Origin of the sequence: Prosthecobacter fluviatilis, assembly GCF_042655725.1 — a bacterium.
GTDB classification, from domain to species: Bacteria; Verrucomicrobiota; Verrucomicrobiia; order Verrucomicrobiales; family Verrucomicrobiaceae; genus Prosthecobacter; species Prosthecobacter fluviatilis.
The window spans coordinates 826,813-840,676 of record NZ_JBHSMQ010000002.1 but is presented as its reverse complement, the minus strand read 5'-3'; the positions used below and the strand labels follow the sequence as shown (position 1 = coordinate 840,676).

Genomic DNA, 13,864 nt, shown 5'->3' with positions numbered 1-13,864 from the left:
ATGAACCCTCACTTCTTCCCCTGTGCAGGATCACGCGCACTGCATGCCCCCACACGCCGAGAGTTTGTGTATGGCCTCGGTGCCTCGCTCGGCAGCGTGGCGCTCACCTCTCTGCTCGCATCCGAATCACAAGGCCCTCTCGCCCCCAAGGCCCAGCAGGTCCCCGCCAAGGCCAAGCGCTGCATCTTCCTCATGATGGAGGGCGGCCCCTCCCACATCGACACCTTCGATCCCAAGCCCGCTCTCGAAAAACTCCACCTCAAGGAATTCGTCCGCGAGGGAAAGCAGAAGTCCGCCATGGAAAGCGGCAAGCGCTACTACGTAAAGTCTCCCTTCAAGTTCGCCCAGCACGGTCACAGCGGCGCATGGATGAGCGAGCCCTGGAAACACCTCTCCACCGTCGCCGATGACCTCTGCTTCTTCCGTGGCTGCCAGGTGGATTCCGTCAACCACCCCACCGCCATGTATCAAATGAACTGCGGCAACCGCTTCGGCGGCGATCCCGCCATCGGCTCCTGGGTCACTTACGGCCTCGGCTCCGTGAATCAGGACCTCCCCGGTTTCGTCGTGCTTCCAGAAATCAGCTACCCGCAGGGCGGCAGCGCCAATTGGAGCAATGGCTACCTCCCCGCCCAGTTTCAAGGCACCCCGCTCCGCCCGAAAGGCTCCCCGATTCTCGATCTCCAGCCCCCACCCGGCATCTCCGCCGCTCACCAGCGCGCCAATCTCGACCTCCTCGCCCAGCTCAATACCAAGCACGCCGAGGCCCATCCCTGGCACGACGAGCTGCAGGCCCGCATGCACAATTACGAGCTCGCCTTCCGCATGCAGACCCAGGTTCCGGAGACGCTCGACCTCAGCAAAGAGGACGAAAAGACCAAGGCCATGTACGGCATTGGCAGCGACGCCACGGATGCCTTTGGCCGCAAGTGCCTGCTCGCCCGCAAGCTCGTGGAAAAAGGCGTGCGCTTTGTCCAGCTCTACGCCGGCACCTGGGACAGCCACGACTACATCGAGCGCGCCCACGGCAATCTCATCCATCAGGTGGACCAGCCCATCGCCGCCCTCATCAAGGACCTCAAGCAGCGCGGCCTGCTCGACGACACCCTCATCGTCTGGTGCGGCGAATTCGGCCGCACCCCGGACAACGGCGTGCGCGGCGGCACCGCCTATGGCCGCGACCACAATCCCAAGGCCATGACCATCTGGCTCGCCGGTGGCGGCTGCAAAGCTGGCCACACCATCGGCAGCACCGACGACCGCGGCATGGAGGCCGTGGAGGAGGTGCACCATGTGCGCAATCTCCACATCACCCTCCTCCGCCTCCTCGGCCTGGACGACAACAAGCTCACCTTCTACCACGCCGGACGCTTCAAGCAGCTCAGCCAGTTCGGCGGCCAGGTCATCGAGAAATTGATCGCATAGCTTTCCTCTTCTGACACGTTGCAGCATCATGCTGAAGAAACTGATCGCCGTTATCTGCCTGGGTGCTGCCGCAGGTGCTGCCTGGGTCGCGCTGAAATCCGCCAAGACGAGTTCCGCCCCCATCACCGTCTTCTGCGCCGCAGGCATGAAAAAGCCGGTCGAAGAAATCGCCGCTGCGTATCAAAAGGAAACCGGCATCGAGGTGCGCCTGCAGTTCGGCGGAACGGGCACGCTCCTCAGCCAGCTCAAAATCGCCAAGCAGGGCGACATCTTCATCGCCGCCGATGACGGCGCGCTGGCCGATGCAAAAAAACTCGGCGTCACCCGTGAGGAGTTCATTCTGGTCAAGCAGCAGCCCGTCGTCGCCGTGGCCAAAGGGAATCCGAAGCACATCGAAAGCATCGCCGCACTGAAGACTCCCGAAATCAAAGTCGCCCTCGCCAATCCCGAAGCCGCCAGCATCGGCCGTGTGGTGAAAAAGCTCCTCGGTCCGGACTGGGATGCCCTCGCCGCCAAAGCCGCCGTGATGAAACCCACCGTCACCGAAATCGCCGCCGACCTCTCCCTCGGTGCTGTCGATGCCGCCATCGTGTGGGACTCCGTCGTGCCGCAGTTCAAAGGGCTGGAGGCCGTCATGCTGCCGGAGCTTTCCAAGCACACCGAATCCGGCACCGCCGCCGTGCTCTCCTTCAGCCAGCATCCGGCGGAGGCGCTGCGCTTTGCCCGCTACCTCACCGCTCCTGAGAAAGGCGCGGCCGTGTTTCAAAAGCAGGGCTTCAAGGCCGTACCCGGAGACAAATGGGCCATGCGTCCCGACCTCATCCTCTACAGCGGCGGCGTGAACCGCCCCGCCATCGAAAAACTCCTCCATGAATTCGCCTCTCACGAGGGCATCACCATGACCACCGTCTTCAATGGCTGCGGCATCCTCTGCGCCGCCATGAAGACCATGGGAGACAGCACCAATCCCAAGTACCCGGACGTCTATTATGCCTGCGATGTCTGCTTCGTCCCGCCCGTGGCCGAGCAGTTCCCCGAGGCCATCCTGCTTACCGAGGCCGAAATCGTCATCGCTGTGCCCAAGGGCAACCCCAAAGGCATCCACACCCTCGCAGACCTCGCCCGCCCAGGCCTCCGCGTTGGCCTGTGCAATGCGGAGCAGTCCACCATCGGCTACCTCACCCGCTCCATTCTCAAGTCCATGAACCTCCTGGAAAGCGTCAGCAAAAACGCCTCATCCCAGGTCCCCACCGCCGACTTCCTCGTCAATCAGATGCGCACCGGCTCTCTCGATGCCGCCGTGGTGTACGGCATCAACATCAACAACGACAAGGACCACTTCGAAGCCATCCCCCTCCCTGCGGACAAATCCAAGGCTGTGCAGCCTTTCGCCGTCCGCAAAGACTCCCCCAACTACCAGATCGGCCAGCGACTGCTCGCCTTTCTGCGCGAAAAACGCACCAGCTTTGAAAGCGCTGGCTTCGCCTGGAAAGGCGACACCGCCCCCGTCAAAAGCGCGGACATCGTCCTGCCCACCTGGATGCAGCAGAAGTAACGCTGCACTTTCAACACAAAGAGAGCACCTCAGAACACGCACAGATGAAACGGGCCTCAGGTCTCATGTGCGGACACCCGCATTGCTGGCCATCTGCCAGCCCTCTGGGGGAGTGGGATCGTCCCGATCCCACACGCTCCCACGTCGCCCGGCATCACCGCTGATCCGCAAACCCTCTGCAGATGCGGAAATAGGCCACCGAATCCTCTACCTATGCCTGCTCCGTCGCACTCAGCACCTGCTCCAGGCCCTGCGCCATCAGGTCATGCTGCCAGCTCATCAGATGGCTGGCAGGATCTCCGTCGATGACGAGTTCCTCAATCGTGGCACGCGATCCCAGCAGCGAGGCCTCGATCTCCAGCCCCTGCGCCACCTTTTCACGGTAGGCACACAGCTTGTCGATCTGCTCTCTCTGCGCGTCGCTCAGGCGTCCCTTCGTCTTCTTGGCACGCTGCGGCCAGTCGGCAGGCGCGGAGGCCATGATCGCCACAACGATGTCAAAAAACTCCTTCTTCCAGCGCGGGCGCCAGCCGTTCGGCGGATTCAGCGACTGCCCGGCCTCAAACTGCTCGGCATAGGCCACCATCTGCTTGTTGGACATGATCTTGAAGCAGGGCGTGTCACGCTCACGGGCGATGCCCTCGCGCCATTCCCACATCGCCTTCAGGACCGCCAGGCCTTTGGGGTGCAGCCTGCCGCAGCCCTGCACACGCCAGGGGTCTTCACGCGAGACCTTGTCTCTCGCAGCCACATCTTCCTGCAGCGAGCGGCAGCTTTCGTGAAACCACTCCTCGCGGCCCTTTTCCTTCAGCTCCGCCACAAACTTGTCCGCGATCGGCAGCAGGTAGCGCACGTCATCCACCGCATACGAGAGCATGTTTGGCGGCAGCGGGCGGCGGCTCCAGTCCGCTTTTTGGGAGGCTTTGCACAGCTCCAGTCCAAAGGCGTTTTTCACCAGCGCTGCTAGGCCAAACTGCCTCGCCCCGAGCAGGCGCGCTGCGATCTGCGTATCCCGGATCACCCGCGGGCTCCAGTCATAGGTCCGGCGCAGCATCGTCAGGTCGTAGTCCGCTCCGTGAAACCACAGCTCATGGGCATCCAGCAGCTCCAGCAGGGGTGAAACATCAGAAATCGCCAGCGGGTCCACCAGCGCGTACTTGCCCGCGCAGTTCACCTGCAGCAGGCACAGCTTCTCATGGTAGTGGTGCAGGCTGTCCGCCTCCGTGTCGAGGCAGCAGCGCTTGTCAGGGCTTTCAGCCAGCCAGGCCCGCATCTGGCCGATCCACTGCTCAAGATGGGCTGGCGTGTCGATGAACTCGTAGTCCTTCGTTGTTGGTCCTTCCTCGTTCATTTCAGGCCCATGAGAAGGATTTCCGCATTGTTGCTGGTGCGGTTGATGTTGCGGATGAGCATCTCAAGAGCTTCAACGGCAGGGACAGCGGCTAGCTGCTTGCGCACCTGGGTGATGCGCCGGAATTCGTCAGGATGGTAGAGCAGGTCGTCACGCCGTGTGCCAGACTTCAGCAGATGCAGCGCAGGGTAGATCCGCCGTTCGGAGATCTCCCGGTCCAGCGTGGCCTCCATGTTGCCCGTCCCCTTGAATTCCTCAAAGATCACTTCGTCCATGCGGCTCTCGGTCTCGATCAGCGCCGTGGCTATGATCGTCAGGCTGCCGCCTTCCTCCACATTGCGTGCGGACCCGAAAAATTTCTTGGGCTTTTGCAGCGCCTTCGTTCCCACGCCCCCTGCCATGTAGGCCCCGCCTTTGCCGCCCTGCGTGGAGTTGTAGCCACGCGCCAGACGCGTGATGCTGTCCAGCAGGATCACCACATCCTTCTTCAGTTCCACCAGACGGCAGGCGCGCTCACGCACGATCTCCGCCACCTGGCTGTGCCGCTTCGGACTCTCGTCAAACGTCGAGCTGTAGATCTCGCAGCCCTGCACCGTCTCCTCAAAGTCGGTCACTTCCTCAGGCCGCTCGTCCAGCAGCAGCACGATCAGGGTCACCTCCTTGTGGTTCTGCGCTATGGATTTGGCGATGTCCTTCAGGATCACCGTCTTCCCCGAACGCGGCGGCGCGCAGATCAGCCCGCGCTGCCCTTTGCCCAGCGGCGCCACGATGTCCAGGATGCGTGAGCTGACCGCACAGGGCTTCGCGGTTTCAAGAATGATGCGCTTGTTGGGAAAGGTCGCCGTAAGCTTGTCAAACTCCACCGGCGTCTCCCATTTTTCGATCGCGATGCCTTCGACTTCCGTGATCCGGTCGATCGCCAGGTACTTGTCCCGGTCCTTCGGTGCCTTCGCAATCCCTGTAATTCTCTGGCTCGGACGCAGGTTGAATTTCCTCACCAGAAACAGCGGCACAAACACATCTTCCGGCAGCGGGGTGAAGCTGTATTTCGGGTATCGGATCAGGCCGTAGTTGTCCGAGCCAATTTCCAGCACGCCCTCCACCTTAAGGCGCGTTTTGTGCTCCGCCAGCCAGGAGCACAGGTCATAGATGAGCTGGTGCTTCGTGCGGCTCGCATTCAGGCGGAAGCCCACCTTCTCTGCTAGCTCCAGCAGCTCTGAAAGCGGCGCATTCTGCAGTTCGTTGATGGAGACCTCCTCTGGGAAAGGCGGCTGCGCTCCTTCTGGCTTCTGCGGCTCTGCAGGTTCGGCGGCAGCCTGGGCGGCTGGGGCACATTCCGCCTGCGGCTCGGCGCTCACCGGGGAGGTATTGGCTGCAGGGATGGTTTCCGGCACGGGTGGAGCGGCGGTAGCCGCAACCGTGGCGGGGGATTCGGTAGATAGGTCGTTCATGCTTGCAAGAGTGGACTTGCCAGCGTCAGCACCTGGGCTTCAAGAGAAGTCAGAGAACCATCATTCCAAATGACGGCATCTGCTCTTTCAACCTTGGCTTCGATGGGCCATTGGGCCTCCAGAAACTTCTGAACGGTCTGTTCGTCGAGTCCCCGGGTTTCCATCATCCGCCTGACTTGCACCGACCGGCTGGAAGCCACCACGATGACAAAGTCTGCTGAAACTGTGCCTCCAATCTCATAGTGGAGGGGGATTTCCGCAAGGAAAAGATTCACCCCCTCCTTCTCGGCCGCTTTTCGGGCCAACTCCAGCGCAGCGAGAACGGGGGGGTGCAGCACACCCTCCAGCCTGCTGCGCAGCCCTTCATCTGGCAGGACCACATCACGCAGCCACTGTCGGTTCACCTCCCCGGGCTTCACCAGCACCTGCGTGCCAAACGCGGCCACGAGCTTCTGCATCGTCGCCTCCTCCTTCATGACCTCTGCCACAGCCAGGTCGGCGGAAAAGAACCGGCTCGGCTCCGGTAGCTGCTGCAGCAGCAATCTGGCCAGTGAGCTTTTGCCACATCCTGCCCCGCCAGTGATCACCCAAGATTTCATCTCTCTAAATGGCCGCTCTGCCTCCGCTGCGCAACGGCCAGTGGTTAAAAACACATCAGGCAGGATGCTTGACGCAATCCTGCCTGATGTCGGTTTGGAGTTGTTATGTGGTAACGCTTAGTTTCCTGGGGCCACGGTCGGAAGGAGTGTTCCGACGGAGCCTGGGCCGGCAGCAGTGTCAGCAGCGGCAGCCTGGGTTGCGTTGGCTGGCTTGATACGCTGGCCCGAAGGGTCGATCAGGTTAGCCGTCACAAAGATCATCAGGTTACGCTTGTAGTGCTGCTCAGACTCGCTCTTGAACAGGCGGCCCACGAAGGGAAGGTCGCCAAGGATCGGCACTTTGTCCTGCACGTCCTGCACGTCTTCGCGGATCAGGCCGCCGAGAGCCACCGTCTGGCCATCCCAGATCGAGACACCCGTTGTCACCTTGCGCACAGAGAACACTGGCTGGTTGATGATGTTAGGCGTGATCAGACGCTCTGGCTGTTGCAGGGGCACATAACCAATCGTTCCGGTCGAAAGCTGAATCGGCAGAACCGACTGGCTCGAAGGCGACATGATCGGAGAACCGTAGTTGATGAAGCCATCGAACTCCACCACTTCAGGAGCCAGCGTCAGCTCGATCGTGTTGCCATCTGCACCCACGGTAGGCTCAGCCTCAAGACGGACACCGGTCTGGCGCATTTCGAACGCCGTCGGAGTCGTGGGAGTTGCGATCTGCTGACCACCACCACCGCCACCACCAACGTTCAGACCGCCACCACCCTGGGGAAGACGGGGAGGATCGAATTCGGTCGGATAGATAAATTCGCGAGTCACTTCCATCGTGGCACGTGTACCGCTCTTGGTGGTCACGCTCGGGGCGCTCATCAGGTCCACACCCTTCTTCTGGCTCAGGCCGCGAAGGACGGTCTGGAAGGCTGGATCGGAGAAGATGCCTGCCGTGGAGAAGATCCCAGGCGCCACGCTGGTCGTGGCAGTCGTTGAGCCTGTGGTCAGAAGGTTGTCGATGCTGCTGTTGCTGATGGCAAAGCCACCGCTGCGATTTCCGGCAGTGACCGGCCCACCACCGTAGGGGAAGGGAGAGGTACCGTTAGGATTGGCTCCGCTGACGCTGTTTCCAGGAACGGCACCCAGAGGGATCGAGCCCGCAAAGGCTGCAGCCACCGGGATGTTGGGGAACACCTGCTCCGTGCCGACGTAGTAGCCAGGAATGACAAGGTTCGAAGCCTGGAAAGGATAGTTGGCTGCGTTGTATGCGTTGCCATTGCCGGTGCTGCCACCGCCCATGACAAGGTTGCCGATGCCCACTCCGCCGAGAAGCCAGTCAAAGCCAAGCTCTTCGGTGTTCTTCTGGGTGACTTCCACAAACTTGGAGGTGATGACCACCATCTTCGGAGCCAGCTTGGTGATGGATTCCACGTAGGCTTCCACCAGATCAAGGTTCGGCTGGGTGTTTCTGACGACCAGCTGTGAGTTGGCCGGATTGTAGCTAGCAGAGGCACCTTCAGGGAAAAGAATGCCGGAGGCTTCAAGGATCTGACGTGCAGTCTTGCGGGCGATCAGATTGCTTGCGCCAGGAGCAGCTGCTCCACCGTTGTTTGCAAACGGGTCGGCATTGGCAGCAGGAGCTGGGCCGGCACCTGGGTCACCACCGCCGGTGCTCAGGAAATCTGGCGGCACACGGTAGCTGCGGGTGTATTGCTCACTGGCATTTTCAGAAAGCGGCACCACCAGCACGGCGTGGGCTTCCACCTTGTATTTCATCTGCGCCAGCTCGGTCACATAGCGAAGAGCTTCGGACATCGGCACATCCTTCAGGTCAAGGCTGATGGAGGCGTTGCTCGGAGCGTCACCGGTGCGGAGAATGATGTTGACGCCCTTGACGCCGCTTTTGTCCTGGGTAGTGTCCAGGTCACGGCTCTTGATGCGCAGGTATTCGATGGCTTCCTGAATGGTGGCACCTTCAAACTGCACCGTTGGGAAAATGATCGTGTTCATTTTCTCCGTCAGGTAGGCGCCAGGGCTGCGGCCCACGCCATACTCAAAGCTCACTGCCTGCCCCTGCACCGGCACCTTGTCTTCCCATGTCTCGGTCACCTGGGCCAGCATTTTGGCACGCTGATGATCATAGGCAGACTTGAAATAGGCCTCACGCTTGCGCTCGGCATTTTCCATCCCGCGGCGGGCGGCTGTGTTGTAGGGGTCTGTCCGCAGGACGTCCTGATACTGCGCAATGGCAGCGTCATAGTTGCCGAGCTCAACAGAGCTGTTGCCCAGCAGAAGGCCCGACTGCACTTTGCCCACATTGGTCACGTGCTCAGCCGTGAGTCCTGGCGGCCAGCGGTCAGGATCTTCCAGCTGCTTGGAGAAAACCAGCGCGCCTTTGTGCCCTGGCACGTAGCTCGTCGCGCCTTCCAGCAGCTGACGGGCTTCCTTGTAATTGCCTGCCTTGGCGCGCTCCTGCGCCACCGTGACACTGCAGTCGGCATACTTGAGCTTGGCCAGATCCAGCCAGTCACTGGTCAGAGGTGCGTTCGGCAGCGAATCAATGGCGTTTTTGTAGGCACTGAGCGCACCTTCGTAGTCCCCTTCGCTGAACAGCTTGTCGCCACGGTCCATGGCTGTGCGGGCATCTTCAATGCGGGCATAGCGACGCGCGATTTCGCGGTTGGCCATTCCAGAGACGGTACTTGGGCTCTGGGCCATGACCGCTGGCGATGCCGCGGTCAAGGCGAGAAGGGAAAGGTTGAACACCAGACGAGAGTGATGGGTCATAGGGCAAACTGACAATATTTAGTGGTAAAGAGAGATTACTAACAGATTACGGCGAGCTTTGGCGAGTTAATTTTTTCCGCGCGGGAGAAAATTACGCCTCGTTCACCCCTGCTTGATTTCGATGGTTTCTTTGGTGGGTTTGCCATCAGCTCCCAGTGGGGAAATGACAGCCTTGTTTTCTTCCAGTTTGAGAATGTAATAGCTCTTGCCAAGGCCGGGAAGCTGGAATGTCCCGCCCTCCTTCAGCCCAGGGATCACCCGGCGCTTTTTCCAGCGGAATTCGAACTCGGCCTCATACTCCGCCAGGTTCACATCCGTGCCCTCCTCCAGCGTAAACTCCTTCTTCGTGGACATGTCGTACATCTTCAGAGCAAAGGCGTCCTTCGGGCCGAACTTGGTGGTGATGGTTTTCTTCTCGGCGGAGAGGATCTTGAAACGCAGGGTGCCCTTGTCGAAGCCAAACTCTTCGTTCAGCGGCTTGAATACGCTGCTCACAGTGGGGGCCAGGCGCTTGATCTGGAAGGTGCCGTCGCTGCCGCCCTTCAGTTGCAGGATGTAGTCGTGGCTGATCCGCTTGATCAGGAAAAGCTTGTTCGTATGCGGCGGCAGGGAGCTCGCATCACGTGGATCGGTCTTCCCGTTGAATTCCTCCAGATTGGAAAACCCGTCGCTGTCAGCATCCAGGTCGCCCACATTGGGGGAGAAAATGTTCGGCAGCGGCGCCTCAGGCGGGCTCTTGCTCGGGTCGCCGGTGAGGAAGATGTTCGTCATCGGCTCACGCAGCTTCGGCTCCGGCAGCAGGAGATCGAACAGCTTGCTGTCCTTCATCACCAGCATCACGGATTTGTTCAAAGGCACCGCCTTGCCATTCCGCAGCGGCGAGACCCAGGAATACTTCTTCTTCATGGTCTCGGTGGCATCCACCACCTTCTGGCTGGCGGGTGCGTTCAGGTCGTTCTTGGAGAATCCCTGCGGAAGGATCAGGCTCTCCTCGAGCCCTTGCGATTGGAGGATCAAAAACACGGCCACCCCGATGGCGAGGAGGGAGGAAATGATCAAAATGGTTTTTTCGTAATTGCCCTGTCGGTTCTGCATGGTGGTGCTTTAAGGCTGCGGATTTTTATAAAGTGAGATCAACGTCCGGTAGGGGCCTGGGCCGCAATCCCTGCGGCAGCGTCCAAAAATTTGACCAGATCAATTTCAAGCCTGACCTTCAGAAGCTCATTGCCAAAGACGGAGATGGCATCCGGAAAGGCGGGCTCAGGCGGCTTGATCTCATCCGTTGGGGCTTCTTCCGCCGCAGGAGTGCTTCCCTGCACCTTGGTCTCCTGCGTCGGCAGCCTGACCTCGGAAGTCAGCGGACCATCCTGCATCTGGTTCTCCACGCGCAGCACACGCAGGCTCGTGAAATACGGCATGTCACTTGGGCTGGTCAGGCGGCTGACGAGCAGCTGCAGCGGCCCCTGGTCCAGAGTCAGCACCGCCGAGATCTGGCGTTTTTCCAAAATCTCAGCAGAAGCCTGCCCCCTCATCGCCGCATTGTTGTTCCCCTGCGCATTCGCCGCAGTCGCAGCTTCCACCGGCAGCTTGGAGCGCTCCAGCAGGTCCACACCCTTCACCCCGCAGTCCAGGAAAAGCTTCATCAGCTTCTCCATCGCATCGAGATAGCCGGAAAGCTCCGTGGCAGCAGCGGCAGATTTGGGCAGCGTGCTCGTGTAGTCTTCAAAGCCAAACGCAAACTCAGCCGGCAGCTGCACCTTCGACTCACCCGCCAGCTTGCGGATTTCGGAGATCTTCGCCTTGAGCTTGTCCTGGAATTCAATGTCATTGATCGGAGCAACCTTTGGCTGAAGGATCAGTACCGTCTTGCCCAGGGTGTCCACCAGCTTCGCGTACTCATCCACCGCCGCCTGTTTCGCAGCGAGGTTTTCGTTCGTGGGCGCCAGCCGCGCGCCTTTCAGGCCGGCCACCTGGTTCCCCAGGCCGAGATAGCCCTCCTTGGTTTCATCATACACGCTCCACGCATCGTACAGCAGGTAGCCAAGAGCCAGCGAGCCGACGGCGATCACGCCAAGAATGGCGGCCAATGGTTTGTTTTCACGTATCCAGTCCATGAGTCTTTATTGAAATTTCAGAGGATTGCGCAGAGGCATTTTGATTTCGAAGTGGTAGGCGTAGCGTTCTTCATCCACGCCGCTGTCCACCTTCACATAGTTGTCACGCTTGGTCTCAAAGTCCGGCGTGTTAAAGGCATCCAGCTTGGCCAGCTTGGAGGCAAAGTCATACACCACCTTCTGCTCTCCCTTGTCGTTTTTGCGGTACAGGCCGCGCATGCGCAGCATGTACACTGGCTCGGCAGGCACACCGTTGCGGTTGTTCGCAGTGGTGCTGGAGGTGGAGGACGAAGACCCGCCACCGTTTTCATCACCACCCCACAGCGGCTTTGTGATCGGCTTGCCATCCTTCAGCACTTCGATCACCGGCAGCCAGATCAGGTCATTGTCAAACTGCTGGTTCAGATCATTCAGCAGATGCGCCCACCAGGAGCGGTCTGTCACAGCCTGTTCCAGCTGCGCACTGCGCAGGCGCAGTTCCTCCTGTCTCGCATCCAGGCGCTGAATGTCATTCGCCAGCCTGCTCAGCTGCGCGCTTTCCGCCTGCAGGGTCGCCGCACGGGTTTCCACCACCGCCCTGGCGCTGTTAAACCAGACAATCGAGGCTCCCAGAGCCCCCAGCAGGCAGACACCCGCCAGAATCAGTGCAGGCGCACGCCGTGCTGCATCACGTGCCGAGGCCAGCGCCGAAGGAACCAGCTCGATTTCACACGGGCAGGCGCCCATGCCTCTCAAGGCCAGCCCCACCAGCTCTCCGAGCGCTGGCGCGTCCATCTGGGCGGCCTCCGCGCTCACTCCACGGTCGGTCTGCACACCGCGCAGACCGTTGTAGATCTCCACCGGCAGCTTCAGTTTCTCAGCGAAAAACTCCGCAATGTAGCCCGCCGCAGATCCGCCACCCGCCAGAAACACCCGCTTCGGCGCGCTGCCTCCCTGCTGGCTGCGGTAAAAGGTGATCGTGCGCATGATCTCGGCATGCAGCCTCGTCATCGAGTTGCGCATCACCTTGGACATCGCGTTCACTCCCTCGTCCGGGTGGTCCTCCACAGCTCCGCCCAGGGCCACAAAGCCCTGCGTGCGCTTCTGCTGCTCAGCCTCGGCAAACGAAATCCCAAACTCCTTCGCAATCGCGTTGGTCACGGCGGCACCGCCCACCAGCAGGTTGCGTGTGAAAAAGCGGTCCCCCTCCACAAACACCAGATTGGTAGAGCGTGCACCCATGTCCACGATCAGGGCTGGCTCGTCCACATCGGGGTAGCTGTAGCGAAACGCATTGTAGAGCGCCAGCGGCCCCACATCCATGCCCGCCACCTTCACACCGCTGGCAGACACCTCCTCATGCATCTCGTTCAGCGGCTCGCACTTCATCGCCGCCAGCACCACTTCGATCTCGCCCAGATCAGACTTGGAAACCACTTCGTAGTCCCAGGAGACCTCGTCCAGCTGCCACGGCACATTCTGCCGCGCTTCAAATTCCACAATCTGCGACAGCTTGTCCCCCTGCACAGGCGGCAGCTTCACAAATCGGCTGAAAACCGGATGCCCCGGCACAGAGCACCAGGTCTTTTGCCCTTTGATCCTCGCCTTGGACACAAGCTCCTGCAGCGCCGTTTTCAGCTGCGGCTGCCGGCTCACATCCACCGAAGGATCTCCGTCCAGTTCAACGATCTCATACCGCTTCAGGATGAGATCCCCTCCCGGCGTTTTGCCGAAAAATGCTCCGCTGACGCGCTGGGAGCCAAGACTGATGACTGCAATGCTGTTTGGGTCTGCCATGCTGGATAAGGTAAAAAATCGCTGAACAACTAGGGTCTGACGGGACGGCTGCGCTTACTTGGCTTTGACCTGCACATCGTAGTCGCCAAAGACATTCGCAAAAGGCGTCTGCAGCTTGTTCAGCAGCATCCCCTGCAGCATGGCAAAGGTTTCCTTGTTCTCCCACCAGGGCTTGTTCCCGATGCTCGACTTCGCCGCCACCACCTTGCCTTCCGCCACAAACTCAATGCCCCAGCCCTGCACATCGGAGGCCGCCGTCACAAAGTCCTTCTGAAAGATGGACTTGAGCGTGGAGGGGGAGATGTAGGCCAGCGCATGGCAGGGCTCGTCCGCCGGGATGTCCACCAGATCCAGAGTTCCCGTGATCACCTCACGCTTGCCTTCCTTCGTCGTGTGGTTCAGCGCCACATAAATGTTCAGCTGCATCGAGGCATACGTGCCCTTTCTGCCACCCGCCTCTTCCGGAAGCTTGATGTCAAATTCCACATCCAGCTCGATCCAGTTCTTCGGATTCCAGCGCTTCATCTTGATGTTGCTCACCTCGAGCATCGGCGTCTGCTGTTCCGCCACCTCCACCCCTTTGATTTTCACTTTCACCCCGGGCAGTTTGTCACCCGCCGCCGGCGCTTGCGCCTGAACGGCATTGGCAAGGAGAAGAGATGCGAAAATCAAGCTGAGGGATTTCATTTTGTCGGGGTGGTTGTTCCTGTATTTTTAAAGTTTTATCAGCAAAACACCCTGCGCATCAAGCAGGGATTCGCAGAAAGTCGCGAAAATCAGTCACCACATGGTGGTTTCCGTCCTCAAACAACACC

10 protein-coding genes are annotated in these 13,864 nt (G+C 60.2%); 2 read left to right on the top strand and 8 right to left on the bottom strand.

Annotated elements, in window-relative coordinates; all coding sequences use genetic code 11:
- Positions 1-1,425, top strand: a complete 1,425-nt coding sequence (locus ACFQDI_RS08380) for a DUF1501 domain-containing protein (RefSeq protein WP_377165382.1) — start codon at positions 1-3, stop codon at positions 1,423-1,425.
- A gap of 28 nt (positions 1,426-1,453) precedes the next feature.
- Positions 1,454-2,980: a molybdate ABC transporter substrate-binding protein gene (gene modA, locus ACFQDI_RS08375; RefSeq protein WP_377165381.1), complete on the top strand. Its 1,527-nt coding sequence runs from the start codon at positions 1,454-1,456 to the stop codon at positions 2,978-2,980.
- 211 nt (positions 2,981-3,191) lie between these two features.
- Here the strand turns inward: modA and ACFQDI_RS08370 are convergent, their stop codons facing one another.
- The 8 genes from ACFQDI_RS08370 to ACFQDI_RS08335 form a co-directional block, all read right to left on the bottom strand.
- A complete protein-coding gene (locus tag ACFQDI_RS08370; protein ID WP_377165379.1) occupies positions 3,192-4,331 on the bottom strand; it encodes a ribonuclease D in 1,140 nt (379 codons plus the stop codon).
- Positions 4,328-5,782 (bottom strand): transcription termination factor Rho, encoded by a 1,455-nt coding sequence (gene rho / locus ACFQDI_RS08365; protein WP_377165377.1) that lies wholly within the window; start codon positions 5,780-5,782, stop codon positions 4,328-4,330. The genes ACFQDI_RS08370 and rho overlap by 4 nt, the downstream gene beginning before the upstream one ends.
- Positions 5,779-6,381, bottom strand: coding sequence for a dephospho-CoA kinase (gene coaE / locus ACFQDI_RS08360; protein ID WP_377165375.1), 603 nt, complete (start codon positions 6,379-6,381; stop codon positions 5,779-5,781). Before coaE ends, rho begins: the two co-directional genes overlap by 4 nt.
- Positions 6,382-6,498: 117 nt before the next feature.
- Complete coding sequence (locus tag ACFQDI_RS08355) at positions 6,499-9,159, bottom strand: Amuc_1098 family type IV pilus outer membrane protein (protein WP_377165373.1); 2,661 nt, start codon at positions 9,157-9,159, stop codon at positions 6,499-6,501.
- Positions 9,160-9,261: 102 nt separating this feature from the next.
- On the bottom strand, positions 9,262-10,254 hold the full coding sequence (locus ACFQDI_RS08350) for an Amuc_1099 family pilus-like system protein (protein ID WP_377165372.1): 993 nt from the start codon (positions 10,252-10,254) through the stop codon (positions 9,262-9,264).
- A gap of 38 nt (positions 10,255-10,292) precedes the next feature.
- The gene (locus tag ACFQDI_RS08345; RefSeq protein WP_377165371.1) at positions 10,293-11,273 is read right to left on the bottom strand and encodes an Amuc_1100 family pilus-like protein; all 981 of its coding nucleotides are present in this window, start codon (positions 11,271-11,273) and stop codon (positions 10,293-10,295) included.
- A 6-nt stretch (positions 11,274-11,279) separates the two neighbouring features.
- A complete protein-coding gene (gene mul2B, locus ACFQDI_RS08340) occupies positions 11,280-13,049 on the bottom strand; it encodes an Amuc_1101 family PilM-like pilus complex protein (RefSeq protein ID WP_377165369.1) in 1,770 nt (589 codons plus the stop codon).
- Between the two features lie 54 nt (positions 13,050-13,103).
- Complete coding sequence (locus ACFQDI_RS08335; RefSeq protein WP_377165367.1) at positions 13,104-13,736, bottom strand: Amuc_1102 family pilus-like protein; 633 nt, start codon at positions 13,734-13,736, stop codon at positions 13,104-13,106.
- Between the last annotated feature and the right edge of the window lie 128 nt (positions 13,737-13,864).